The organism is Nocardioides sp. zg-DK7169 (assembly GCF_013155365.1).
Classification (GTDB): domain Bacteria; phylum Actinomycetota; class Actinomycetes; order Propionibacteriales; family Nocardioidaceae; genus Nocardioides.
Genome location: NZ_JABJRA010000011.1, coordinates 60,092 through 84,443, shown reverse-complemented (window position 1 = coordinate 84,443; position 24,352 = coordinate 60,092). Strand labels below are relative to the sequence as shown.

Sequence of the window (24,352 nt, the reverse complement as noted above, 5' to 3'; positions counted from 1 at the left end):
CTCAACGTGCCCGTCCGAGCCGACGGTGGGACAATCGGGGCATGCCTTCCGCGCTCCCCGACGGGGACCCCGTCCCCCTGGACGGTTCCCTCCCGGAGTCCGCGCTCGCCGGCGTGGGGGAGCGTCCGTTCGGCTTCTACGTGCACGTCCCGTTCTGCACGGTGCGCTGCGGCTACTGCGACTTCAACACCTACACCGCCGCCGAGCTGGGCCCGGCCGGGACCGCCCCCGGCGCGTCCCGGGCGACGTACGCCCAGGCGGCCGTCGCGGAGGTACGCCGCGCCCGCGGCGTGCTCGGCGAGCGCACGGTGCCGGTGCAGACGGTCTTCCTCGGCGGGGGCACCCCGACCCTGCTGAGCCCCGCGGACCTGGGCAGCATCCTGGGCGCCATCGACGAGGAGTTCGGCCTGGTCCTCGGCGCCGAGGTCACCACCGAGGCCAACCCCGACTCGGTCACGCTGCGCGACCTCGACGAGCTGCGCGCCGCCGGCTTCACCCGGATCTCCTTCGGCATGCAGTCGGCCGTCCCGGAGGTCCTCGCGGTCCTGGACCGCACCCACGACCCGCGCCGGGTGCCCGCCGCGGTCGAGTGGGCCCGTGCCGCCGGCTTCGAGCAGGTCAGCCTCGACCTCATCTACGGCACGCCGGGGGAGTCGCTCGCCGACTGGGAGACCTCCTTGGACGCCGCCCTGGCCTGCGGGCCCGACCACGTCTCGGCGTACTCCCTCATCGTGGAGGACGGCACCGCGCTCGCCCGGCGGGTGCGCCGCGGCGAGCTGGCGATGCCCGAGGAGGACGACCTGGCCGACAAGTACGTCCTGGCCGACGAGCGGCTCACCGCCGCCGGGCTCGGCTGGTACGAGGTGTCGAACTGGGCGCGCGGGGTGCCGGGGGACGACGCCGCGCGTTGCCGGCACAACGAGCTCTACTGGACCGGTGCGGACTGGTGGGGCGTCGGGCCGGGCGCGCACTCCCACGTCGGCGGGGTGCGCTGGTGGAACGTCAAGCACCCCGCGGCGTACGCCGACCGGCTGGCCGCGGACCGCAGCCCCGCCCAGGCGCGCGAGGTGCTCGCCCCCGAGGACCGGCGCGTGGAGCGGGTGCTGCTCGAGCTGCGCCTGCGCGAGGGCCTCGACCCGCAGGTGCTCGAGGACGCCGGTCGGGCGGCCGTCCCGGACCTCCAGGCCCGCGGCCTGCTCGAGACCGGCACCGACCGGCTGGTGCTGACCCGTCGGGGCCGGCTGCTGGCCGACGCGGTGGTCCGCGACCTGCTGCCCTGAACCCCCTGGACCACGGTGCCGGGGTCCCTGAGGTTCCCCTGATCTCGGGCCGTCGTGGCGTCCTCGCGCCCGTCGCGGCCCTAGGCTGCTCGCCATGACCCAGGGACCCGAGTACCCCCAGCCCGAGGACGGCGGCCAGCAGCCGTACGGCCAGCAGCCGCCGTACGGCCAGGACCCGTACGGCCAGCAGCCCTACGGCCAGCAGCCGGGCTACGGCTTCACGCCGTACGCCGCGCCGGGCGCGCCGTACGGCGTGCACCCGACGACCGGCATCCCCTACTCGGACAAGTCCAAGCTCGTCGCCGGCCTGCTCCAGCTGCTGCTGCCGCTCGGCATCGGCCGGCTCTACGCCGGGCACACCGGCGTGGGCATCGCCCAGCTGGTGGTCACCATCCTGACCTGCGGCGTCGGGGCGATCTGGCCCTTCATCGACGGCATCGTCATCCTGGCCACCGACAGCAAGGACGGCAACGGCTACATGCTGCGCAGCTGAACCCGGCTCGGGGAGCTCACTCGGCGGTCACGAAGTCGATGAGCTCCTCGACCCGGCCCAGCAGGGCGGGCTCGAGGTCGTTGTAGGACGAGACCTTGCCCAGGATGTGCTGCCAGGCGCGCGCGATGTCGGCCTGGTTGCGGTGCGGCCAGCCGAGGTGCTGGCACACGCCCTTCTTCCACTCGATCGAGCGCGGGATCGTCGGCCACTCGGCCAGCCCGAGCCGGTCGGGCTTGACCGCCTGCCACACGTCGATGAACGGGTGGCCGACGATCAGGACGTGCTTGCCGACCGCGGAGCGGGCGATGCCCTGGGCGATGCGGGACTCCTTGGAGCCGGGGACCAGGTGGTCGACCAGGACCCCGACCCGCCGCTGCGGGCCGGGCTTGAAGTCCAGGAGGTGGTCGGCGAGGTCGTCGACGCCGCCGAGGAACTCGACCACCACGCCCTCGATGCGCAGGTCGTCGCCCCAGACCTTCTCCACGAGCTCGGCGTCGTGGCGGCCCTCGACGAAGATGCGGCTGGCGCGCGCCACGCGGGCCTTGGCGTCGTGGACGGCCACCGAGCCGGACGCGGTGCGCGTCGGCTTGGCGGGGGCGGTGCGGCGCACCGGCGCGGTGAGGATCACCGGCTTGCCCTCGAGCAGGAAGCCCGCGCCGAGGGGGAAGGTGCGCCGCTTGTGGCGCCGGTCCTCCAGGGTCACGGTGTGCAGGTCGCGGTCCACCGCGACGATCTCGCCCACCCAGTCGGTGGTGACCTCCTCGACGACCAGGCCCGGGTCGGCGGAGGTCTCGACGGCGCGCCCCCGCTTGGGTGCACGCCAGTCGCCGGAGAGGACGTCGGAGCCGTAACGATCGGTCACCCGGACCACGCTAGGTCGGCCCACCGACAGTCCGGGCGAGACGCGCCGCACGCCCGCCCGGGTGTGACCTGCGCTACTCCGGGGTGCTCTCGCCGCCCGTGGGCTCCGACACCCCCGCGGCCGGCCGGTCGGCGCCGTCCTCGTCACCCCCGGCGTCCCCGGTGCTCTCGGTGGCGCGCTTGCCCTCCTCGAGCAGGCCCTCCACCCTCTCCCCGGGCTCGAGGGGCTCGGCCAGCGGGTTGTCCTCGGCCGGGCGCAGGTCCTCGGGCAGCTCCTCGTCGGAGATGCCGGTCGAGGGGGCGCCGGAGGCCTCGTCGCGGGCGGGGGCGGGACCGTCGGGCTCGTCGGAGTGCTCGCTCATGTCCGGGAGTACCCGCTCAGACCAGCGGCAAGCGGCGCTGCGCGCGCGGGAGGTGCTCGTAGCCGCGTCGTACGGCGTCGGCGAGGTGCTCGCGCGGCCAGGGCCACTCGCCCTCGGCCAGCGCCTGCTCGAGGGGCACACCGCGACCGGCGAGGTCGCGGATCGTCTCCGCCACGACGGCGAGCAGCCCGCGCTGCTCCTCGACGAAGGCGCGGTCGACGGTGGCGCCGTGCCCCGGCACGACCACGCTGTCGGAGGTGGTCAGCGAGAGGACGATCTCCAGGGCAAGCGGCCACTCCATCGGGTGGCTGTCGGGCCCGAAGGAGGGGGGCGCGGACTCCTCGACCAGGTCCCCGGCGAGCAGGACGTCGGCGTCGGGCACCCGCACCACCAGGTCGCCGGCGGTGTGGCCGCGACCGGGGTGGACCAGCTCGACGACGCGGTCGCCGAGGTCGAGGACGCGTACGGAGGAGAAGGTGTGGTCGGCGGGCACGACCTCGGTGGCCAGCACCTCCTCGAGGTGCGGGTCGGAGGGGTCCTCGGCGTAGGCCTGCTTCGCGCGGGCCCCCGCCGCGGGCGTGGCGGCCGCGGCGACCTCGTGGGCGTGGATGGGGACCTCGCCGTAGGCGGACCGGAAGGCGGCGTTGCCGAAGGTGTGGTCGAAGTGCTCGTGGGTGTTGACCACCGCGACGACCGGCCCGCGGCCGAGGCGTCGTACGTCGGCGAGCACCGCCCGGGCGGCGGCGTCGGAGCCGTGAGTGTCGACCGCCAGCAACCCGTCGGCGCCGCCGACGAGGCACACGTTGAGGTCGAACCACTCCTGGCGCGCGACCCAGACCCGGTCGGCGACCTCCCTGAAGCTCACCCGGGTGAGCCTACGTCCTCCCGCTCAGCACGGGCCCGCGTCGAGCTCGTGGCGCAGCATCGCGTGGAGCTCGGCGCTGCCGCGGGCGGGGCGGGGGAAGCGCAGGGTGGACAGGTGCGCGCCCTGGCGGTCGACCCAGCCGACGGCGACGCCCTCGCGGGTGAGCTCGGAGAGGCCGACGCCGAGGACCTCCTCGAGCGGGGTGGCCGTGGCGGCGGCGACGGTACGCCGGAGCTCGGCCTGGTGGTCCTCGGCGAGGTGGCGGGCCACGCGCTGGAGGTAGCCGGCGTTGAGCTCGTGGTCGGGGGAGCGGAACGAGGCGAGCGCCACGTCGACGGCCGGTCCGCCGGCGTGGGCGAGCAGCACGGCCTCGGGAGCCAGGACGACGGTCTCGCGCGACTCCGCGCAGCAGCCGCAGCTCCCGCTGGCGCGCACCGCGAGGCGGCCCGAGACCAGCAGCCGGGTGGCCCGCTCGGCGGAGCCGGGGGCGCCCAGCCCGCTGGACACCGTGATCGTGGCCCGGGCGCCGCGGGCGGCGGCCCCGGCCAGCGCGGAGCCCGCGGGGCAGTGGAAGGTGGGCGTGCCGTGGCGGTCGTCCACGCCGAGGCCGGCGACGGTCGAGTCGCCGACGGACCCGGAGCGGCCCTCGATCGCCAGGGTCACGGCCGCGGGGCAGGCGAGCACGCTGCGGGCGCGGGCGGCGTCGTGCTCGGGATCGGTCAGCGGACGGGTGGTGGGGTCTGCGGTCACGGCTCCTCCTGGGTGAGTAAGGCCAGCCTAACCTTGCTTGCCGAGGCACGCGAGCGTGGATTCCACCGAGTGAGCGAACTGCCTAGTACGATTGGCACTCCGGGTTGTGGAGTGCCAGCGTGAGGCGCCCGCGACCGGACCCGAGTGATGACAGATCAGGGAGGCGAGACATGCAGGAGGACCGCAGGCTCGCCGTGCTCCGCGCGATCGTCGAGGACTACGTCGCGACAGAGGAGCCGGTGGGCTCCAAGGCCCTGGTCGAGCGGCACGGGCTGGGCGTCTCGCCCGCCACGGTGCGCAACGACATGGCGGCCCTCGAGGACGAGGGCCTGATCACCCAGCCGCACACCAGTGCCGGCCGGGTCCCCACCGACAAGGGCTACCGGCTCTTCGTCGACCGGCTCACCACGGTGCGGCCGATGAGCAGCGCCGAGCGGCGCGCGATCTCCTCGTTCCTCGACGGGGCGGTCGACCTCGACGACGTCGTGCAGCGCTCCGTGCGCCTGCTCTCCCAGCTGACCCGTCAGGTCGCCGTCGTGCAGTACCCCACGCTGACGCGCTCCACGGTGCGCCACATCGAGCTGGTCTCGCTGACGCCGACCCGGCTGCTCGCGGTGCTCATCCTCAGCAGCGGGCGCGTCGAGCAGCGCATCGTCGAGCTCGACTCCGCCATCGAGGACCAGGCGCTCGCCGACCTGCGCCTGCTGGTCAACCGCGCCGCCACCGGTGAGGCGATCGCGAAGGCGGCCGCCGCGCTCGCCGACATCGTCCCCGAGGGCACCGCTCCCGGCGCCCGGCACACCTCCGCCGTCGTCGACGTGCTGGTCGAGTCGATGGTCGACCACCGCTCCGCGGAGCGGATCGCGGTCGGCGGCGCGGCCAACCTGGCGCGCTACGGCGACTCCTTCGACTCCGCGGTCCGTCCGCTCCTGGAGGCCCTGGAGGAGCACGTCGTCCTCCTCAAGCTCCTTGGCGAGGCGACCTCCGGCGGTGCCCTCACCGTCCGCATCGGCGCGGAGGGCCCCTACGAGCAGTTCTCCTCGACGAGCGTCGTGGCGACCGGCTACGGCCCGCGCGACGGCGCGGTGGCCACCCTCGGCATCGTCGGGCCGACCCGCATGGACTACCCCGGCACGATGTCGGCGGTGCGTGCCGTCGCCCGCTACGTGTCCCGCATCCTCGAGGAGGGCTGAACGGCCCAGCGCCGGACCGCCCCCCGCCCTTCCCGGGCTGCCCCCCGGCAGTCCTCTTCCCGCACCGCCCAGCAGAGAGAGCAGACGTTGAGCCAGGACCTGTACGAGCTTCTCGGTGTCGCCCGCGACGCGGACGCCGACACCATCAAGAAGGCCTACCGGAGGCTCGCACGCAAGCTGCACCCCGACGTCAACCCCGACCCGGAGACGCAGGAGCAGTTCAAGGTCGTCAGCCACGCCTACGAGGTGCTGTCGGACCCGCAGAAGCGCGCGGCGTACGACCGTGGCGGCGACCCGTTCTCGGGCGGCGCGGGCGGCTTCGGCCAGGGCCCCGGGTTCTCCTTCACCGACATCATGGACGCCTTCTTCGGCGGCCAGCCGGGCGCCGGCGGCGGTCGCGGTCCGCGCTCGCGCGTGCAGCGCGGCCAGGACGCCCTGATCCGCCTCGAGGTCGACCTGGCCGAGGCCGCCTTCGGCGTCACCCGCGAGCTCAAGGTCGACACGGCCGTGCTGTGCGAGACCTGCCACGGCGACGGCGCCGCTCCCGGCAGCGCGCCGGTCACCTGCGAGACCTGCCACGGCCAGGGCGAGGTCGCCCACGTGCAGCGCTCGTTCCTCGGCGAGATCCGCACCCTGCGCCCGTGCGCGGCGTGCCGAGGCCTCGGCTCGATCATCCCCGACCCGTGCCGCGAGTGCTCCGGTGAGGGCCGGGTGCGCTCGCGTCGCACCTTGACGGTCAAGATCCCCGCCGGCGTCGACGACGGCGTGCGCGTGCAGCTGGCCGAGCAGGGCGAGGTCGGCCCCGGCGGCGGCCCCGCCGGCGACCTGTACGTCGAGATCCGCGTCGCCCCGCACGAGACCTTCGTGCGCCAGGGCAACGACCTGCACTGCACGGTCACCGTCCCGATGAGTGCCGCGGCCCTGGGCACCACGCTCACGCTGCCCACCCTCGAGGCCGACCTCGACGAGGAGGACCGCGAGGGCAAGGAGACCGAGTTCGAGCTCGAGATCCGGCCCGGCACCCAGTCGGGCAGCCAGCAGGTGCTGCGCGGGCGCGGCGTGCCCGGGCTGCGCGGTGGGCGCGGTGACCTGGTGGTCTCGGTGGCCGTCGAGACGCCGACCCGTCTGGACTCCCGCCAGGAGGAGCTGCTGCGCGAGCTCGCCGCCCTGCGTGGCGAGGAGAACCCGGGCGGACAGGTCCGTCCCGGCTCCAAGTCGGTCTTCGGCCGGCTGCGCGACGCGTTCAACCACTGAGTCGATGTCGCTCCCGGTCCACCTCGTCGACTCCGCCGACTCCGGCGACGCGCTGGCTGATGCCGGACCCGGCACCTCGGTGACCCTGGAGGGCGACGAGGCCCACCACGCGGTCGCCGTACGCCGGATGCGGGTGGGGGAGCGGCTGGTGCTCACCGACGGGGCGGGCACCTCGGTCACCGCCGAGGTCGCCGCCACCGGCAAGCGGCTGCTGACGGCGACGGTGCACGAGGTGCGCCGGGTCCCCGAGCCCGCGCCCGCGATCGTGGTCGTGCAGGCGCTGCCCAAGGGCGACCGCGGCGAGCTCGCCGTCGAGATGCTCACCGAGGTCGGCGTGGCGCGGGTGGTCCCGTGGGCCGCGTCGCGCTCGGTCGCGGTCTGGAAGGGCGAGCGCGCCACCAAGTCCCTGGCCCGCTGGCGGGCCACGGCCCGGGAGGCCGCCAAGCAGGCGCGGCGCAGCTGGTTCCCGGTCGTCGACGAGCTCGCCTCGACCGCGGACGTGGTCGCCCTGCTCGCCGACGCCCCGCTGGCGGTCGTGCTGCACGAGGAGGCGTCGGTGCCGCTCGCCTCCCTCGACCTGCCCGCGGAGGGCCCGCTCGTGATCGTGGTCGGCCCCGAGGGCGGGCTGACCGACGAGGAGGTCGCCGCGTTCGTCGCGGCCGGGGCCGCCTCGGTGCGCCTGGGCGCCGAGGTGCTGCGCACCTCCACCGCAGGCGTCGCCGCGACGGCCGCGCTGTTGTCGCGCACCCCCCGCTGGTCCTGAGTCCGGCGGCCCCGTCGCCCGCACCGGTCACGACCGGCTCGAGAGGACACGCCGTCACCCGCGCCCGCAGGTGCGGGCGCGGGTGACGGCGCTGGAGCGGGCGCGTCGCGCTCAGGGGCGCGACGCGTCCGGGGTCAGGACCCCCGGGTGCGGAGGCCGGCGAGGCGGCGCAGCGCCAGCAGTCCTGCCCCGCTGAGCAGCAGGGCGAGGCCGACGCGCAGCGCGACCAGGCCGCCCTGCCCGCCGGTGTGCGGCAGCTCGCCGGAGGCCGCCTCGGCCTCCTCGACCTGCGCCTGGTCCTGGTCCTCGACCTGTGCGGGGTCCTCGTCGCCGCCCTGGTCCTGGCCAGGGTCCGGGGTCGGCTCCGGGTCCGGGACGACCTCGTCCTCGGTCTCGCGGTAGGTGTTGGTGACCGTGACCGCCGCGGTCTCCCCGTCGGCGATCGTGGTGGTGCCCGGTGTGATGCGCACCGGTGCGGCGACGACGGTGTCGGTGGCCCCGTCGGCGGTCTCGGTGACCGTGCAGACGGTGCCGGCGGGGATGCCGGTGACGACCTCCTGCGGGTAGGAGCCCGCGGAGGTACCGGCCGGGATCGTGTACTCCCGGTCGAAGGCGCCCTCGGGGGAGGCGCCCACGGGGTCGTCGCAGTCGACGGCGATCACGACGTCGCCCTGCGCGCCGGCGGCGGGTCCGGTGATCCGCTTGGTGACCTGCAGCTGCCCGAGCGCGCGCTCGTAGTCGTTGCTGGCCTCGACCGCAGCGGTCTCGCCCGCCACGATCGTGACGGTGTCGGGGGTCAGGGAGCTGGCGGTGAGGTTGACGAGGGCGTTGTCGCCGTTCTCGGTCTCGGTGATCGTGCACTGCGCCCCGGCGGGCAGGCCGGTGAACGACAGGGTCTCGCTGCCCGCGCCGGTCCCGGCCGGGATCGTCGCCGTGCGCACGACCGGGTCACCGCCCTCGTCAGTGGTGCAGGTGACCTCGACGACCACGCGGTCCTGGAGCCCGGCCCCGGTGCCGCTGATGGTCTTGGTGACCTCGATCCCGCCCTCGGCGTACGGCGTGATGCGCACGCTCGCCACCGCCTCGAGGGTCTTCTCCTGGGCGAGGATCAGCTTCTGCGCGTCGGCCCAGCCGGGGTTGCTGCCGTCGTAGAGGTAGACGGTGCTCTCGGGGACCCTCACCTGGCGTTGCAGCGCGAATCCCTGGGGCGTGTCCGAGCTGACCGTGCGGACCCACAGCCGGGCTCCGGCCTGCACGGTGTCGCCGGCGACCAGCGGCTGGGTGCCGGCCGCGTCGCTGAACACCTCGACGCCGTCGACCCGCAGCGTCGCGGGTCCGTCGGCGGTGACGGTGAAGGGCCCGACCAGCTCCCCGCTCACGGGCGCCCGGGCCGAGTCAGGGGAGATCGAGAGGGCCGGCTCCGCGGGCTCGGTCGCCGGACCGTTGGCGAGTGCGTCGGCGACGATGGCCGACGTCAGCGCGTGCAGCTCGGGCTCGGCGGCGGGGTCGAGCACCATCCGGTCGCTGAAGAACCAGATCGCGGCCTGCGTGGCGGCCGCCTTGAGGTCGTCGGAGACGCCCGCCGGACGCGGCTCGGTGGGGAAGTAGTTCTCCAGGATGTAGCCGAGGTAGCCGAGGTTCGGCACGTTGGCCTCGCTCCAGTCACCGCGTACGTAGTTGATCCCGCTCCCAGTGCCGGTGAACATGTCGATGCAGTACGTGAGGGCGGTCTCGCCGTGGGCGTCCTTGGCCGCGATCAGCCCCAGGTAGGAGTCCTGGTGGGGCGTGGACCCCTCCGGGGTCGTCTCCGGGTAGCCGGTGAGCGGGTCGAAGCCGGCCGGCGCGACGAAGGCATCGACGTTGCGACGCCCGGGCTGGCCCGTGATGGAGTCCGTCTGGAGCTCGGTGAAGATCGAGCCGCCGCCGCGCGCCTGCCCGCCGGTTGCCGCTGTGGCCCCGGCGGGCGAGGTTACGAGGAATGTGGTGGCGCCCAGCAGGAGCGTGGTGAGCACGACCGCCAGTCGCCGGAGAAGGGTTGGATGCATGAGTCACCTCCGGAAAATGGACGGCGACTCATTTATCACGCGGCACCACCGGCGTGTCGCCTTGCCCTCCTCGGGTCAGACTGCTATGCGACCTAGCCCACGTTGATGGTCTTGGTGTCCTCGGTCGGCCCGTTGCCCTCGGCGCCCCCGGACGGGTCGTCGGTGCGCGCGACGAAGGTGTACTTGCCCGGCTCGAGCCCGGAGAGGTCGACCTCGACGCGCCAGGGGTAGAGCCTGTCCATCCAGCCGTCCGCGGTCGCGAAGCCGTCGAGCACGACCTCGTCGCCGCGGCGCACCTCCCACGGCACGGTGGCCTCGAAGGAGCTGGCCAGGCCCTCGGCGGTGACGGTGCCGGAGACGCTCGCGCCCTCGCTGGGCGTGGTGACGTTGACCAGCGCGAGGGTGCTCAGCTGGTCGGCGTTGCGGACCCCGCCGGCGGTGTCGACCCCGAGCAGGGTGGTGGGCGAGCCATCGAGCACGACCTCCAGCGGCGAGCGCTGCTGCTGCACGCCCTGGAGGGTGTGCACCAGCTGCTGCACGGCGAGGGCCGCGTCCTTCTTCGACATCCCCGCCGGCGCCTGCTGCCATGCGTCGTCGGCGAGCGTGGCGACGAACTTCCCGTCGGTGTGCTCCACGCTCGCGAAGGTCCCGGCGGGGAACAGGGTCCGGTAGTCGGGGTCGCGCGGCGAGCCGCTGGTGACCAGCTCGGCGGCGGCTGCCAGCGGATCGGCACCGGACACCCGGTGGAACTCGCGGAACAGCCGCAGGCCCTGCGGGGTCTCGCCGACGAAGTACGCCGGGACGGTGGCCTCGCCCGCATCGTCGGTCGGGCTGGTGCTCGGCTCCGCGGGCTCCGGCGAGCCGGTGGTGTCCGGGGAGCCCGGTGAGGGTGAGTCGCTGGCGGCGCTGTCGGTCGGCGCGGGGTCCTGCGCCGCGGGCTGGTCCTCTCCGCACCCGGCGAGCACGGCGAGGGCCACGGCCGTGGTGGCGGTGAAGGAGAGCGTGCGGGTCCAGCGGGTCGCGTTCATGGGGTCATCCTCTCTGGTCCGCCCGGTCGGGCGGAGCCTCCCCGGCCCTGCCGCGTGTCGGCCCCGACGGCACGCGGGAGAGCCGACGGGGATGGGACGCGCGCCGGGACCGTCCGGTTGACAGGCCCGCGGTGGGTGACGGCAGGATCGGGGTCGTGAGCACCCAGGACTGCCTCTTCTGCCGGATCGTGGCCGGTGAGATCCCCGCCGACGTGGTCCACGAGACCGAGCACACCCTCGCCTTCCGCGACATCCACCCGCAGGCGCCGACGCACGTCCTGGTCGTGCCCCGCGAGCACCACGCCGACGCCGCCGCCCTCGCCGCCGCGCGGCCGGAGCTGGTCGCCGAGCTGGTGTCCGCCGCCGCCCGGGTGGCCGCGTCGGCGGGTCACCCCGACGACTACCGGCTGGTCTTCAACACCGGCGCGGGCGCCGGCCAGACGGTCTTCCACACCCACCTGCACGTGCTGGGCGGGCGCTCCCTGGACTGGCCGCCGGGCTGAGCCGCCCCGCTAGCCGCCGAGCTCGCGCAGCAGCCGCACCACGTGGAGCACCACCGGCGTGCCGAAGACGGCGAGCATCACCCAGGCGGTGACCCGGTGCAGGCGCTTGGAGGGGTCGAGACGGCCCGCGAAGTCCAGCAGCGCGCCGTCGGGCACCCGGTGGTCCAGGCCCATGCGGCGCGCGTCCTCGGGCAGGTGCTGGCCGGCGAACCACGCCGGCGGGGTGTCGTCGTCGTGCTCGTCGAGGTAGGCAAGGTCCTCGCCGTCCTCGGGACGGAGGTCCTGGCGCGGGTCGGGCTGCTGCTCGTGATGGCGGTCCGGGCGCGGCTCGGGGCGGTCCGGCTCGTCGGGCCGGGCCGAGGGCCCGTCCTCACGCCCCGCCATCCCTCCACGGTACGCCGGGGGACCCGGCGCCGGCAGTGCGACAACCCGGTCGATGTTGTCGGGGCGCTCCCGTAGCATGGAGGGTGCTCCAGCACCGTGAAGAAAGGCCGCCCCACCGGGCATCCATGACTGACTCCCCTCACCGCTCCCGCGCGGGCGCCCCGACCGACGCCGACGCCTCGAGCCGGCCCACGACGCGGCACACCGTGCTCGTGCCCAGCAGCATCGACATGGTCACCCTGCTCGGCCCCGGCGACGAGCACCTCGGGATCATCGAGGGCGGTTTCGACGCGGAGTTCCACGTCCGCGGCAACCGCATCACGATGCGCGGGGAGCCCGGCGAGGTCGCGCTGGCCGAGCGGCTCCTCGACGAGCTCGTGACGATCCTGCGCACCGGCCAGGGGGTGTCCTCGGAGACCGTCGAGCGGGTGATCACCATGCTCCGCGCCGAGACCACCGAGCGCCCGGCCGACGTGCTGAGCCTCAACATCCTGTCCAACCGCGGCCGCTCGATCCGGCCCAAGACGCTGAACCAGAAGCGCTACGTCGACTCCATCGACAAGCACACGGTCACCTTCGGCATCGGTCCCGCCGGCACCGGCAAGACCTACCTGGCGATGGCGAAGGCCGTCCAGGCGCTCCAGGGCAAGGCCGTCAACCGGATCATCCTGACCCGCCCCGCGGTCGAGGCCGGCGAGCGGCTCGGGTTCCTGCCCGGCACCCTGAGCGAGAAGATCGACCCCTACCTGCGCCCGCTCTACGACGCGCTGCACGACATGATCGACCCCGACACCATCCCCAAGCTGCTGGCGGCCGGGACGATCGAGGTGGCCCCGCTGGCCTACATGCGCGGGCGCACCCTCAACGACTCCTTCATCATCCTCGACGAGGCGCAGAACACCTCCCCGGAGCAGATGAAGATGTTCCTCACCCGCCTCGGGTTCGGTTCCAAGATCGTGGTGACCGGTGACGTCACCCAGGTCGACCTCCCCTCGGGCACCAAGTCCGGCCTGCGGGTGATCCAGGACATCCTCGACGGCGTCGAGGACATCTCCTTCAACCGCCTCACCAGCCACGACGTCGTCCGCCACCGCCTGGTCGGCAAGATCGTCGCGGCGTACGACGAGTTCGACGCGCGCGGCCCGGCCGCGCCCCACACCCACGCACCACACCAGAAGGGTCGTTCGTGAGCATCGAGGTCCTCGACGAGTCCGGGCACGGGCTCGACGTGCAGCACCTGGCCCAGCTCAGCCGCTTCGTGATGGACCGCATGCGCGTCCACCCGATGGCGGAGCTGTGCATCAAGGCCGTCGACGAGGCCACCATCGCCGAGCTCAACGAGACCTGGATGGAGAAGGAGGGCCCGACCGACGTGCTCGCCTTCCCGATGGACGAGCTGCGCCCGGGCCTGGTGGACGAGGAGCCCGAGGAGGGCGTCCTCGGCGACCTGGTGCTGTGCCCCGACATCGCGGTCAAGCAGGGCGAGGCGGCCGGCCACGGCACGCTGGCCGAGATCGAGCTGCTGACCGTCCACGGGATCCTGCACCTGCTCGGCTACGACCACTACGAGCCCGAGGAGCACAAGGAGATGTTCGGTCTCCAAGACGAGCTCCTCGCGGCCTGGCGGGCCCGGTGACCCGGCGGTGACCTCCGGCGATATCTGGCTGCTGGTGACGGCAGCCGCACTCGTGGTCCTCGCGGGCCTCTTCTCGGCCGCCGAGGCGGCCATCGCGGGGTTCTCCCACGCCCGGGCCGAGGAGCTCGAGGACGAGCGCCGACCCGGCGCCCGCAGCCTGCGCGCGCTCCTCGACGACCCCGCCCCCGCGCTCAACACCGCGCTGTTCCTGCGCCTGCTCTGCGAGATCGCCGCCACCGTGCTGGTCGCGCTGCAGGTCGAGGAGGTGCTCGACGCGGCGTTCTGGGTCAGCACCCTCACCGCGATCGCGATCATGCTCGTCGTGTCGTTCGTGGTGATCGGCGTCGCCCCGCGCACCCTGGGCCGCCAGCACCCCGACAGCGTGGCGCTGTTCTCCTCCGGCCCGCTCAGCCTGGTCACCCGGGTGCTCGGCCCGCTGCCCAAGCTGCTGATCCTGATCGGCAACGCGCTGACGCCCGGCAAGGGCTTCAGCGAGGGCCCGTTCTCGACCGAGACCGAGCTGCGCGAGCTGGTCGACCTCGCCGAGGCGTCGGCGCTGATCGAGTCCGGCGAGCGCCGGATGATCCACTCCGTCTTCGAGCTCGGCGACACCACCGCGCGCGAGGTGATGGTCCCGCGCAACGACGTGGTCTACCTCGAGCGCCACAAGAACCTGCGCCAGGCGCTCTCGCTGTTCCTGCGCAGCGGCTTCTCCCGCGTCCCGGTCGTCGACGACAACCTCGACGACGTGGTCGGCTTCGCCTACCTCAAGGACGTCGTGCGCCGCGACTTCGAGGCCCCCGACGTGGAGCTGACCCAGCGCATCGAGTCCGTGATGCGCCCGGCGCACTTCGTGCCGGAGTCCAAGCCGGTCGACGCCCTGCTCTCGGAGATGCAGGCCAGCCGTCAGCACGTCGCGATCGTCGTCGACGAGTACGGCGGCACCGCCGGCCTGGTCACCATCGAGGACATCCTCGAGGAGATCGTCGGCGAGATCACCGACGAGTACGACGAGGAGGAGATCGAGGTCGAGCACCTCGAGGACGGCTCGTTCCGCGTCTCCTCGCGCTACCCGGTCGACGACCTCGACGAGCTGGTCGGCTTCGACGTCGAGGAGGAGGACGTCGACTCCGTCGGCGGGCTGATGGCCAAGCACCTCGGCCTCGTCCCGATCGCCGGGTCCCAGGTCGAGGCGCACGGGCTGCGTTTCCAGGCCGAGGACACCGCCGGGCGCCGCAACAAGATCGGCACGGTCCGCATCAGCGTCGTCGCGCCGCGCGAGGACACCGCAGAGGGCCGCGGCGACCGGCACGACCACCGCGCCGACCGCAAGGACACCCACACCGACAAGCAGGAGGCGACGCGTGACTGAGCTGGCGACCGAGGACAAGAAGCTCCTCACCCTGGCCCGGGCGACCCGTGCCCGCACCGGTGCCGCGGAGGGCGCGGCGGTTCGCGACAGCGACGGTCGCACCTACGCCGCGGCCACGGTCGACCTGCCCTCGCTGCAGGTGTCCGCCGTCGGCGTGTGCGTGGCGATGGCGGTCGCGTCCGGCTCGCGCGGCCTCGAGGCCGCCGTCGTCCTCGGCGACGCCGAGCAGGTGGCGGCGTCCGACCTGGCCGCGCTCACCGACTTCGCCGGCGTCGGCCTCACGGTGCACCGCGCCGACCCGCGCGGGCGCGTGCTGGAGAGCACCCAGACGGTCTGACCCCAGCCGCCGGCGCGGCCGTGGTCACCAGTGCGACGGGATCCGGTCGGCCAGCTCGTCGGGGGTCAGCGAGGCGAGCGCGCGGCGTACCGACGTCGCGATGGACGCGGCCACGAAGCCGTCCTGGCGCGAGCCCGCGTTGTTCTCGCGGATCGCGGTGGCCAGCTGCTGCACGGCCTCGTCGGCGACGACCAGCTGCTCCTCCTCGGCCGTGGGGCCGTCGAGGGAGCGCAGCAGGTCGGCCATCGCCTGGAGCGTCGTCCCGGCGGGGGCGAGCAGCGAGCTGCCCGCCTCCGGCTCGATGCGCAGCAGGTGCGCCCGGTGCACGATGAGCGAGCTGACGTCCTCGACGAGCAGCGAGAGCTGGTGCAGAGCGCGGGCCTGCTCGTGCTGGCGGTCGGTGACCTCGCGCCAGCGGGCCGCGCGCCAGTTGGCCCGGCGCGCGTCGTTCAGCTCCGCCAGCACCCCCTCGAGCTCGTGGATGCGGGGGAGCAGGTCGTGGTGGCGGCGCCGCCACTCCTCGCGACCGAGCACCTCCTCGCTCAGCAGCCCGTCGGCGAGGGCCTCGAGCTGGTCGGCGAGCAGGCCGCGCAGGCGGGCCTCGGTGCTGCTGGTGCGCAGCACCGGCAGCGGCGGGAAGACGAGGTTCACCGCGATGCCCACGAGGGCGCCGAACGCGGTGAGGCCGAGGTACGCCGCGGGGTAGTGGATCGGGTCGCCGCCGCCGACCAGCAGGACGAACAGGCCGGAGACCGGTACCCAGCTGCCGAGGTCGCGCAGGAACGTCCAGCCGCCGAGGACGGTGCCGACCCCCACGACCACGGCGAGCGCGACGGGGGAGGGCAGGTCGAGGAGCCGCACCCCGAAGGCGAGCCCGGCGCCGATGAGGACGGCGACCACCGCGCGGGTCGCGTCGCGCGCGGAGCTGGCGACGGTCTCGTTGACCGCGACGACCGCGCCCAGCGGGGCGTACCACGGGTACTCGGCGAGCGAGCCGCCCACCTCGCGGACCGCGAGCCAGGCCAGCGCAGCGGCGAGCGCCGTCTTCACGGCCAGCACCGCACGCGGCCGCTCGGCGAGCCAGCGGCGCCACGGCGAGACGCTGCTGAGCGCAGGGGCGGGTGGAACGGGGAACGCAGGCCTCATCGGCGACCGGTCTCCGGCGGGAGCGGCCCTCATGCACGGTGTGGGAGGACGCACCTGCCGGGGCGCGCCGCGAAGGGTGTCGACGTCGCGCTCCCCGGGCGCTAGCGTGCGGGGAATGGTGCGTGCACGCACATGGGAGCAGCACGAGCAGGCGGTCCGACGCCTGCGGAGCTCCTACGCCGCCGTGCCGGAGGGACAGCCGGTCCGGCTGGCGAAACGGACCTCCAACCTCTTCCGTCCCCGCGCGGCCGTCCAGGCGCCCGGCCTGGACGTGTCGGGCCTGGACGGCGTCCTCGAGGTCGACCCGCAGACGCGCACCGCGCAGGTGCAGGGGATGTGCACCTACGAGGACCTCGTGGACGCCACGCTCCCGTACGGCCTGGCGCCGCTGGTCGTGCCGCAGCTGCGCACGATCACCGTCGGGGGCGCGGTCAGTGGCCTGGGCATCGAGTCCACCAGCTTCCGCAACGGCCTGCCGCACGAGTCGGTGCTGGAGATGGCCGTCTTCACCGGCGCCGGGGTCGTGGTCACGACCCAACCCGGGGACGAGCTCTTCGACGCCTTCCCGAACAGCTACGGCTCCCTCGGCTACGCCACGAGGCTGCGCATCGCGCTGGAGCCGGTCGGCCCCTTCGTCGAGCTGCGGCACGTGCGCTTCGAGGAGCCGGCGGCGCTGGCCAAGGCGGTCGAGGCGATCATCGAGACCCGCGAGCACGACGGCGTCCGCGTCGACGGCCTCGACGGGGTCGCCTTCAGCCCCACCGAGCTCTACCTCAGCATCGCGACCTGGCGCGAGGAGCCGGGGGAGACCAGCGACTACACCGGCTCGCAGATCTACTACCGCAGCATCCGCGAGCGCCGCACCGACCTGCTGAGCATCCACGACTACCTGTGGCGCTGGGACACCGACTGGTTCTGGTGCTCGGGCGCCTTCGGCGTGCAGCACCCGCTCGTGCGCCGGTTGTGGCCGCGGCGCTGGCGCCGCTCGGAGGTCTACCACCGTCTGCTCGGCCTGGACCGGCGCTTCGACGTCGTCGACCGCCTCGACCGGCGCGCCGGCCGGCCGCTGCGCGAGCGCGTGGTCCAGGACGTCGAGGTGCCGCTGGACCGGCTGGGGGACTTCCTGGGCTGGTTCGACGAGGAGGTCGGCATGCGCCCGGTCTGGCTGTGCCCGCTGGTCGCCCACAGCGCGTGGCCCACCTACCCGCTGGTGCCCGGCCTGCCCTACGTCAACGTCGGCTTCTGGGGCACGGTGCCCGTCGGCCCGGAGGCAGGGGAGGCGCCGCTGAACCGGGCGATCGAGGCGCGCGTCCACGAGCTCGGCGGCCACAAGTCGCTGTACTCCGAGGCCTTCTACGACCGCGAGACCTTCGACCGCCTCTACGCCGGCCCCCACCTGGCGGCGGTCAAGGAGCGCCACGATCCCGACCACCGGCTCACGGACCTCTACGACAAGGCGGTGCAGAAGAGATGACCCTTCTCTCCCGACCGACGATCTCCATCGGCGACGCTCTCAGCACGCTCGTGCGCGGCGACCTGCCGGTGCGCTTCGAGGCGTACGACGGCAGCGCCGCCGGCCCCGCCGACGCCGACATCCGCCTCGAGCTGCGCTCCGAGCGCGGGTTGCGCTACCTGCTGACGGCGCCGCGCGACCTGGGGATGGCGCGCGCCTACGTCGCGGGCGACCTGGCGCTGCACGGAGTGCACCCGGGCGACCCCTACGCGGCGCTCGCGCTGCTGCAGGGCAGCCTCAGGCTGCGCCCGCCGGCGCCGACCGAGGTGGTCCACCTGCTGCGCGGGCTCGGGGTGGCACCCCTGGTGCCGCCGGCGCCCCCGCCGCAGGAGCACCTGCCGCGCTGGCGCCGCACCGTGGAGGGCCTGCGCCACTCGATGGGGCGCGACGCCGAGGCGATCCAGCACCACTACGACGTCTCCAACGTGTTCTACCGCCACGTGCTGGGGCCCTCGATGACCTACACCTGCGCGGTCTACCCCGACGAGACCGCGAGCCTGGAGCAGGCGCAGGAGACCAAGTACGACCTCGTCGCGCGCAAGCTCGACCTGCGGCCCGGGCAGCGTCTGCTCGACATCGGCTGCGGGTGGGGCGGGATGGTGCTGCACGCGGCGCGCGAGCACGGCGTCCGCGCGCTCGGGGTGACCCTGTCCCAGGCACAGGCCGAGTGGGCCGGCGAACGGATCCGCGAGGAGGGTCTCGAGGACCTCGCCGAGGTGCGCCACCTGGACTACCGGCTGGTGGAGGAGGACGGCTTCGACGCGGTGTCCTCGATCGGGCTGACCGAGCACATCGGGGTGCGCAACTACCCGGCGTACTTCGGCTGGATCCGCGACCGGCTGCGTCCCGGCGGCCGGCTGCTCAACCACTGCATCACCCGCGCCGACAACACCGGCCGGGCCACCGCGGGCCCGTTCATCGACCGCTACGTCTTCCCCGACGGCGAGCTCGCCGGCTCCGGCACGATCGTCACCGCAGTCGAGGACGCCCGCCTGGAGGTCCAGCACCACGAGAACTTCCGCGTCCACTACGCCCGCACCCTCGCCGCCTGGTGCGCGAACCTGGTCGAGCACTGGGAGGAGTGCGTCGCGGAGGTCGGTGAGGGCACCGCGCGGGTGTGGGGTCTCTACATGGCCGGGAGCCGCCTGGCCTTCGAACGCAACGAGATCCAGCTGCACCACGTGCTCGCCACCCGCACCGACGAGCACGGGGTCAGCGGCTACCCGCTCCGACACACGTTCTGAGCGCCCCCACCGGTAACCTCGGGGGGTGAGCACCCGAGCACAGCAGCACACCGTGGAGGTCCTGCGCCGCGAGCAGCTCTCGGAGCACCTCGTGCGCCTCGTCCTCGGCGGCCCCGGCCTCGCCGGCTTCGTCTCCACCGGCATCCCCGACGAGTGGGTCGGCCTGGTGATCCCCCAGCAGTTCCAGAGCCGCTACTACACCGTGCGCTCCTTCGACGGCACCGAGCTGGTCCTCGACGTGGTCGTCCACGACGTCGGGCTGGTCACCGAGTGGGCCCGGCGCACCGGACCCGGCGAGGTCGTCGGGGAGCAGGTCACCGTGACCGAGGCCAAGGGCTCCTTCGCGATGCCGCCCGGCGCGCGCTGGCTGCTGCTGGTCGGCGACCTGACCGCGATGCCCGCGATGGCCCGCATCGCCGAGAGCGTCGAGGTCCCCACCCGGATCTGGGCCGAGGTGCCCGCCGGCGCCTCGGACGAGCTCGCCGGCTACCTCCCGGCCGGCCCGGAGGTGACCTGGCTGGAGCAGCCCGGCGACGGGCAGAGCGCGCTGGCCGAGGTCGTCGAGGGCATCGAGTGGCCCGAGGGCGAAGGCTACTTCTGGATGGCGGGGGAGTCCGCGCAGATGCGCGCGATCCGCAAGCACCTGATGCGCGAGCGCCGCCTGCCCAGCACGGCGTACGACGTCATGGGCTACTGGCGCGGCGTCGCCCGCCGCCAGCCGCGGGCCGTCGACCCGGGGCCCGTGTGGCGCGCCGGCAAGGCGGCCGGCAAGAACGACGAGCAGATCTGGGCCGACTACGACGCCCAGCAGGACGCGGCCGAGGGGGAGTCCCCCTCGTCCGCCCAGCAGGAGGCCACACCATGACCGACCACTCGACCGACCCTGCGACCGACCCTGCGTCCGGGCAGGTGCACCGCAGCGGGTTCGCGTCGTTCGTGGGCCGCCCCAACGCCGGCAAGTCCACGCTGACCAACGCGCTGGTCGGGGCCAAGGTCGTGATCACCAGCTCCAAGCCCCAGACCACGCGCACCGTCGTGCGCGGCATCGTGCACCGCCCCCACGCCCAGCTGGTGCTGGTCGACACCCCGGGCCTGCACCGGCCGCGCACGCTGCTGGGCGAGCGCCTCAACGACCTGGTGAAGACCACGCTGGCCGAGGTCGACGTGGTGGCCGCCTGCTTCCCGGCCAACGAGAAGATCGGTCCCGGCGACCGGTTCATCGTCAACGAGATGGCGAAGGTGCGCCGCACCAAGAAGGTCGCGATCGCCACCAAGACCGACCTGGCCACCCCCGAGCAGATCGGCCAGCACCTGCTGGACATCAACGAGCTCGGGCGCCAGGTCGGGGTGGAGTGGGCCGAGGTCGTCCCGGTCTCGGCCAGCGCCGGCGACCAGGTGGACCTGTTGGCCGACCTGCTGGTCCAGCTGCTGCCCGAGGGCCCGCAGCTCTATCCGGACGGCGACCTCAGCGACGCCCCGGAGGAGATCCTCGTCGCCGAGCTGATCCGCGAGGCCGCCCTCGAGGACGTCCGCGACGAGATGCCCCACTCGATCGCCGTGGTGGTCGAGGAGATGCGGCTGCGCGAGGACCGGCCGGCGGACCGGCCGCTGCTCGACATCCACGCGAACGTCTACGTCGAGCGCGACTCCCAGAAGGGGATCATGATCGGCCACAAGGGCGCCCGGCTGCGCAAGGTCGGCACCGACTCGCGCCGCCAGATCGAGGCGCTCCTCGGCACGCCGGTCTACCTCGACCTGCACGTCAAGATCGCCAAGGACTGGCAGCGCGACCCGCGCCAGCTGCGCAAGCTCGGCTTCTGAGGAGGCCTCAGGCCGGTGCCCAGCACCGGCCGTAGGTCTGTCCGGCCCGCCACTGCTCGAGGGTCGGCCACTCATAGCCCCAGCTGAAGCTCAGCGGGTCCGCGGCGACGTCGCGGCCGGCGTCCTCGCAGGGCGCCTGGCCGGCGGCGCGCACCGCCTCGGTGCCCGGGTAGGGGCCCCCGGGGAGGCCGACCACCGAGATCGCGCGCCAGGTGTGCTCCTGCGAGCACTGCACCCGGCGGAACGACGCGGCGTCGGGGGCGGCGGTGCCGCACATGGCGTAGCGGTTGCGGTCGCCCTCGCGTCCCAGCACGCCGCGCAGGCCGCGCCCGAGCGGGGTCAGCCGCTTGCCCGCCGTGACCGCGATGACGTCGCAGCGGTACCAACGCGCGCCCGCGTCGGACTGCTCGACGGTCGGGGTGAACCAGACCGGCCGGAGCATGCTCAGGCGCAGGTCGTCGAGCGTGCCGCCGAGGAACCCGCGCAGGGCGCGCGGGCAGGTCTGCGCGACCTGGGCCTGCACGCGCGCAGAGTCGACGGCCACGAGGTGGCCGCGGACCACGTCGTCGAGCGCGCCAGCGGCGTAGGTCACCGAGGTGTGCGGCTTCGCGCACGGGACCGAGCCCTCCGGGGCCACCGGGGCGACGGCCTCGGCGTAGGTCAGCCGGTGGCAGGTCCCGACCTTCGGTGCGGGCACCTCGCGGGCGGTCGGGACGGCCTCGGGGGTGGCGGTCTCGGTCGGGGCCGCGTCGGGATCCTCCGAGCTGCCGGTGCACGCACCGAGCACGACGGCGAGGAGCAGCGCGAGCGCGGCGGTGAGCACGAGAGCGGCGGCGCGCCCGGGCCTCAGCGCTCCGTGCGCGCCCAGCACACCGACCTCCGGTTGCCGGCCTCCCACTCCGCCTCGTGGAACCAGGTGTAGGCGTAGTCGTAGCTGACGGGGTACTCCAGCCAGGCGCCCACCCAGCGCGAGCAGTAGTCGCGGGTGGTGACCTCCACCATCCGCTCGCCCGGGTAGGGGTCCTCCGGCTCGCCGACCTTGATCGCGCTGACCGCGCGCCAGTCGTGCTCCTGCGAGCACGGGATGCGCGGGGCGTCCTCGATGGTCGGGCCCTCGACGCAGGCCATCCAGCGGTCCGCGGGCCGGCCGGCGAGCAGGCCCTCGGTCCTCTCGGGGAGGGTGAGGAACTCCTTGGCCTGGTCGCCGCCGCCGACGACGTCGCAGCGGTACCAGCGCGCACCCTCGTCCCACGCCTGCTCGGAGGGGCGGAACCAGGCCCAGCTGAGCATGCTGCGCATGACCAGGCTCTCGTCGGCGCCCATGAACTCCATGAACGCCGTGGAGCAGGTGCGATAGGCGAACGCGCCGAGCTCCTCGTCGTCACGGTCGGCGTCGGCCAGGCGCTCGGGCAGCACGCCGGCGGCGAAGGTCTGCGCGGTGTGGACCTCCTCCTCGCAGTCGACGGTGCGGGTCGCGTTGCTCGGCTCGGCGACGTCCTCGGGGGTGAGGACGCGGCAGGCGCCGATGGCCGGGATCTCGACGCCGTCGACCTGCGCCGGGTCGGGATCCTTGCCTTGGGCCTCCTCGTCGCTGCATCCCGTGACGAGCACGGCGAGCAGCGCCGCGAGCCCGAGGGCACGGCCGGACAGGTGTCGCGCACGGCGGGGCAACAGGGATCCTCCGGATCGGATCGGCGTCGGTGCGGCCTGGCTTCGTCCAGGACGGGTCGCACGCCCGATCCTAACGTCTCGTGACGGGCCCGCCGCTTCGCCGGGGCCTCACCCCGGGGGCGGCGTCCGCGAGGGGAGCTCGCGGGTCTCCATCACCCGCTCGGCGACCTCGCGGAGCACGGTGTTGGTCTCGTTGGAGTAGCGGTGCAGCACCGCGAACGCCGCCTCGTAGGTGAGGCCGTAGCGCGCCGCCAGCACGCCCTGGGCGATGCCGATCGCGTGGCGCGAGCCCAGCGCGGTCTGCAGGTCGCTGATCAGGGCGGAGGTGCGCAGCGCCTCGGTCGCGTGGGTGGTGAAGATCAGCGCGACGTCGACGGCGTCCTGATCGAAGGCGTCGGGACGCGCGGCGTACAGGTTGAGCGCGCCGAGGGTGGCGGTGCCGTTGTGCAGCCGCAGGCTGAGCACCGAGCGGACCTCGAGGTCCACGGCGTACGGCGCCCACTGCGGCCACCGCTCGTCGGTGCCGAGGTCGGCCGCGACCCGGCACGGCTGGTCGTCGGCGGCGTCCAGGCAGGGGCCCTGGCCCAGGGCGTACTGCTCCTTGTCGAGGAGCTCGACGATCTCGTCGGTCGAGGCGACGGTCGTGGCCCGCCCCCGCTTGGTGCGCAGCGTGATCCCGGCGTAGTCCGAGCCCGGCACCACCTCGACGGCGCGGTCGACCACGCGCTGGAAGGTGAGCTCGCCCGGGGCGTGCAGCAGGTCCACGGCCAGCTCGGCGAAGTACGCCGCCGAGGGGGTCTCGTCCCTCATGGGCATCGGCTCACGTGGGCGCGACCTCGCCCTCGACCTGGTCGCGCAGGCGGCGCAGGATCCGGGAGAGCAGACGGGAGACCTGCATCTGGGTGACCCCCAGCTCGGTGCCGATCTGCTCCTGGGTGCGGTCCTCGAAGAAGCGCAGGTAGAGGATCCGGCGGTCGCGCTCGGACAGCTGGCGCACGACCGGCGCGAGCACCACCCGGGCCTCGCTGGCCCGCTGGGCCCGGTCCTCGTCGGCGATCAGCTCGCCGAGAGTGGTGGCGCCGTCGGCGCTGACCGGGTTGTCCAGGGAGGTGGGCTGGAAGCAGCCGAACGCCTCCAGCACCTCGCGGTACTCAGTGGAGCCCAGGGCGAGGCGCGACATCACCTCCTCGTCTCGGGGCTCGCGGCCGAGCTCGTGGCCCAGGTCGTCGAGGCAGCGGTTGACGCGCCACTGCAGCTCCTGGATGCGACGCGGCGGGCGGACCGTCCAGCCCTGGTCGCGGAAGTAGCGCTGCACCTCCCCGCGGATCGTCGGCACGGCGTAGGTGAGCAGGTCGTTGCGCAGCGCGGGGTCGAAGCGCCGCACCGCCTTGGTGAGGCCCTCGTAGGCCACCTGGACGAGGTCGTCCTGGGCGATCCCACGGTTGCGGTAGCGCGCGGCCACCGCCTCCGCGACCCCGCGGTTGACCAGCACGACCTCCTCGAGCAGCGCGTCGCGCGTCGCCTCGTCGGTGGTCGCCGACGCCCGGTCGAGGAGCTCGCGGGTCAGCTCCGAGCGCTGCTGCCGGGTCTTGCCCCGGTCGCCGTCGCGGGCCGGCGCCGGGATCGCCGCAGGGGCAGGGACGGTCGTGGCCTGGGGGGTGGTCTCGGCGTGCTGAGGTGACATGGGGCGGTCCATCCGTCGTGCGGTGGTGCCCCGCCGGCTTCTTCAGCGGGGTATGGCCCGTGCTCGCAGGCCACGCTACCCGTGAGCCGTGATCGTGCAAGGGCCTGAGCGCAGCCGGCTCGACCGCGTGGCCTCCGCCCGGGACGG

General features: G+C 73.9%; 26 protein-coding genes. 14 read left to right on the top strand and 12 right to left on the bottom strand.

Annotated elements, in window-relative coordinates:
• Positions 1 to 41 precede the first annotated feature (41 nt).
• Both hemW and HOQ23_RS16500 read left to right on the top strand, forming a co-directional pair.
• Positions 42 to 1,280, top strand: coding sequence for a radical SAM family heme chaperone HemW (hemW, locus tag HOQ23_RS16505; protein ID WP_172215814.1), 1,239 nt, complete (start codon positions 42 to 44; stop codon positions 1,278 to 1,280).
• Positions 1,281 to 1,374: 94 nt separating this feature from the next.
• Complete coding sequence (locus tag HOQ23_RS16500; protein WP_172215813.1) at positions 1,375 to 1,773, top strand: NINE protein; 399 nt, start codon at positions 1,375 to 1,377, stop codon at positions 1,771 to 1,773.
• Positions 1,774 to 1,789: 16 nt separating this feature from the next.
• Here the strand turns inward: HOQ23_RS16500 and HOQ23_RS16495 are convergent, their stop codons facing one another.
• From HOQ23_RS16495 to HOQ23_RS16480, 4 genes are all read right to left on the bottom strand, one after another.
• Entirely contained in the window at positions 1,790 to 2,635 is an 846-nt protein-coding gene (locus HOQ23_RS16495) for a DUF3097 domain-containing protein (RefSeq protein ID WP_172215812.1), read from the bottom strand.
• A 73-nt stretch (positions 2,636 to 2,708) separates the two neighbouring features.
• Positions 2,709 to 2,996, bottom strand: a complete 288-nt coding sequence (locus HOQ23_RS16490; RefSeq protein WP_172215811.1) for a hypothetical protein — start codon at positions 2,994 to 2,996, stop codon at positions 2,709 to 2,711.
• A 16-nt stretch (positions 2,997 to 3,012) separates the two neighbouring features.
• On the bottom strand, positions 3,013 to 3,861 hold the full coding sequence (locus HOQ23_RS16485; protein ID WP_172215810.1) for an MBL fold metallo-hydrolase: 849 nt from the start codon (positions 3,859 to 3,861) through the stop codon (positions 3,013 to 3,015).
• A 24-nt stretch (positions 3,862 to 3,885) separates the two neighbouring features.
• Complete coding sequence (locus HOQ23_RS16480) at positions 3,886 to 4,611, bottom strand: hypothetical protein (protein WP_172215808.1); 726 nt, start codon at positions 4,609 to 4,611, stop codon at positions 3,886 to 3,888.
• Positions 4,612 to 4,781: 170 nt separating this feature from the next.
• Between HOQ23_RS16480 and hrcA the strand changes: the two genes are divergently transcribed.
• From hrcA to HOQ23_RS16465, 3 genes are all read left to right on the top strand, one after another.
• Positions 4,782 to 5,804, top strand: a complete 1,023-nt coding sequence (gene hrcA, locus HOQ23_RS16475) for a heat-inducible transcriptional repressor HrcA (protein ID WP_172215806.1) — start codon at positions 4,782 to 4,784, stop codon at positions 5,802 to 5,804.
• 87 nt (positions 5,805 to 5,891) lie between these two features.
• A complete protein-coding gene (gene dnaJ, locus HOQ23_RS16470; protein ID WP_172215804.1) occupies positions 5,892 to 7,058 on the top strand; it encodes a molecular chaperone DnaJ in 1,167 nt (388 codons plus the stop codon).
• A gap of 4 nt (positions 7,059 to 7,062) precedes the next feature.
• Positions 7,063 to 7,821, top strand: a complete 759-nt coding sequence (locus tag HOQ23_RS16465) for a 16S rRNA (uracil(1498)-N(3))-methyltransferase (protein ID WP_172215802.1) — start codon at positions 7,063 to 7,065, stop codon at positions 7,819 to 7,821.
• Positions 7,822 to 7,955: 134 nt separating this feature from the next.
• Here the strand turns inward: HOQ23_RS16465 and HOQ23_RS16460 are convergent, their stop codons facing one another.
• Positions 7,956 to 9,866 (bottom strand): thioester domain-containing protein, encoded by a 1,911-nt coding sequence (locus tag HOQ23_RS16460; RefSeq protein ID WP_172215800.1) that lies wholly within the window; start codon positions 9,864 to 9,866, stop codon positions 7,956 to 7,958.
• 92 nt (positions 9,867 to 9,958) lie between these two features.
• A complete protein-coding gene (locus tag HOQ23_RS16455; RefSeq protein WP_172215798.1) occupies positions 9,959 to 10,894 on the bottom strand; it encodes a Gmad2 immunoglobulin-like domain-containing protein in 936 nt (311 codons plus the stop codon).
• Between the two features lie 155 nt (positions 10,895 to 11,049).
• Here HOQ23_RS16455 and HOQ23_RS16450 point away from each other — a divergent pair, with 155 nt between their 5' ends.
• Positions 11,050 to 11,397, top strand: a complete 348-nt coding sequence (locus HOQ23_RS16450; protein WP_172215797.1) for an HIT domain-containing protein — start codon at positions 11,050 to 11,052, stop codon at positions 11,395 to 11,397.
• Positions 11,398 to 11,406: 9 nt separating this feature from the next.
• On the opposite strand, the gene HOQ23_RS16445 is transcribed toward HOQ23_RS16450, so the two are convergent.
• Entirely contained in the window at positions 11,407 to 11,781 is a 375-nt protein-coding gene (locus HOQ23_RS16445; RefSeq protein WP_172215796.1) for a hypothetical protein, read from the bottom strand.
• A gap of 230 nt (positions 11,782 to 12,011) precedes the next feature.
• Here HOQ23_RS16445 and HOQ23_RS16440 point away from each other — a divergent pair, with 230 nt between their 5' ends.
• Genes HOQ23_RS16440 through HOQ23_RS16425 form a run of 4 tightly spaced genes read left to right on the top strand, consistent with a single transcriptional unit; the run spans position 12,012 to position 15,126 of the window.
• Positions 12,012 to 12,971: a PhoH family protein gene (locus tag HOQ23_RS16440; protein WP_253945625.1), complete on the top strand. Its 960-nt coding sequence runs from the start codon at positions 12,012 to 12,014 to the stop codon at positions 12,969 to 12,971.
• On the top strand, positions 12,968 to 13,417 hold the full coding sequence (gene ybeY / locus HOQ23_RS16435; protein WP_172215794.1) for an rRNA maturation RNase YbeY: 450 nt from the start codon (positions 12,968 to 12,970) through the stop codon (positions 13,415 to 13,417). The genes HOQ23_RS16440 and ybeY overlap by 4 nt, the downstream gene beginning before the upstream one ends.
• A gap of 7 nt (positions 13,418 to 13,424) precedes the next feature.
• Entirely contained in the window at positions 13,425 to 14,789 is a 1,365-nt protein-coding gene (locus HOQ23_RS16430; RefSeq protein ID WP_172215793.1) for a hemolysin family protein, read from the top strand.
• The gene (locus HOQ23_RS16425) at positions 14,782 to 15,126 is read left to right on the top strand and encodes a cytidine deaminase (RefSeq protein WP_172215792.1); all 345 of its coding nucleotides are present in this window, start codon (positions 14,782 to 14,784) and stop codon (positions 15,124 to 15,126) included. The genes HOQ23_RS16430 and HOQ23_RS16425 overlap by 8 nt, the downstream gene beginning before the upstream one ends.
• A gap of 24 nt (positions 15,127 to 15,150) precedes the next feature.
• On the opposite strand, the gene HOQ23_RS16420 is transcribed toward HOQ23_RS16425, so the two are convergent.
• Positions 15,151 to 16,272 carry a hypothetical protein gene (locus HOQ23_RS16420; protein ID WP_172215791.1) on the bottom strand — a complete coding sequence of 374 codons (1,122 nt, stop codon included), beginning with the start codon at positions 16,270 to 16,272 and terminating at the stop codon, positions 15,151 to 15,153.
• Between the two features lie 118 nt (positions 16,273 to 16,390).
• Here HOQ23_RS16420 and HOQ23_RS16415 point away from each other — a divergent pair, with 118 nt between their 5' ends.
• The 4 genes from HOQ23_RS16415 to era are packed head-to-tail and all read left to right on the top strand — an operon-like array spanning position 16,391 to position 20,850.
• Entirely contained in the window at positions 16,391 to 17,746 is a 1,356-nt protein-coding gene (locus tag HOQ23_RS16415; protein WP_367650541.1) for an FAD-binding oxidoreductase, read from the top strand.
• Positions 17,743 to 19,029: a cyclopropane-fatty-acyl-phospholipid synthase family protein gene (locus HOQ23_RS16410; RefSeq protein WP_172215788.1), complete on the top strand. Its 1,287-nt coding sequence runs from the start codon at positions 17,743 to 17,745 to the stop codon at positions 19,027 to 19,029. The genes HOQ23_RS16415 and HOQ23_RS16410 overlap by 4 nt, the downstream gene beginning before the upstream one ends.
• A 25-nt stretch (positions 19,030 to 19,054) precedes the next feature.
• Positions 19,055 to 19,894 (top strand): siderophore-interacting protein, encoded by an 840-nt coding sequence (locus tag HOQ23_RS16405; protein ID WP_172215786.1) that lies wholly within the window; start codon positions 19,055 to 19,057, stop codon positions 19,892 to 19,894.
• Entirely contained in the window at positions 19,891 to 20,850 is a 960-nt protein-coding gene (era, locus tag HOQ23_RS16400) for a GTPase Era (protein WP_172215784.1), read from the top strand. The genes HOQ23_RS16405 and era overlap by 4 nt, the downstream gene beginning before the upstream one ends.
• Before the next feature lie 7 nt (positions 20,851 to 20,857).
• On the opposite strand, the gene HOQ23_RS16395 is transcribed toward era, so the two are convergent.
• From HOQ23_RS16395 to HOQ23_RS16380, 4 genes are all read right to left on the bottom strand, one after another.
• Positions 20,858 to 21,721 (bottom strand): septum formation family protein, encoded by an 864-nt coding sequence (locus HOQ23_RS16395; RefSeq protein WP_367650540.1) that lies wholly within the window; start codon positions 21,719 to 21,721, stop codon positions 20,858 to 20,860.
• Complete coding sequence (locus tag HOQ23_RS16390; protein WP_253945613.1) at positions 21,697 to 22,521, bottom strand: septum formation family protein; 825 nt, start codon at positions 22,519 to 22,521, stop codon at positions 21,697 to 21,699. Before HOQ23_RS16390 ends, HOQ23_RS16395 begins: the two co-directional genes overlap by 25 nt.
• A 108-nt stretch (positions 22,522 to 22,629) precedes the next feature.
• A complete protein-coding gene (locus tag HOQ23_RS16385; RefSeq protein WP_172215782.1) occupies positions 22,630 to 23,331 on the bottom strand; it encodes a GAF and ANTAR domain-containing protein in 702 nt (233 codons plus the stop codon).
• Positions 23,332 to 23,341: 10 nt separating this feature from the next.
• Positions 23,342 to 24,205, bottom strand: coding sequence for a sigma-70 family RNA polymerase sigma factor (locus HOQ23_RS16380; protein WP_172215780.1), 864 nt, complete (start codon positions 24,203 to 24,205; stop codon positions 23,342 to 23,344).
• Positions 24,206 to 24,352 lie beyond the last annotated feature (147 nt).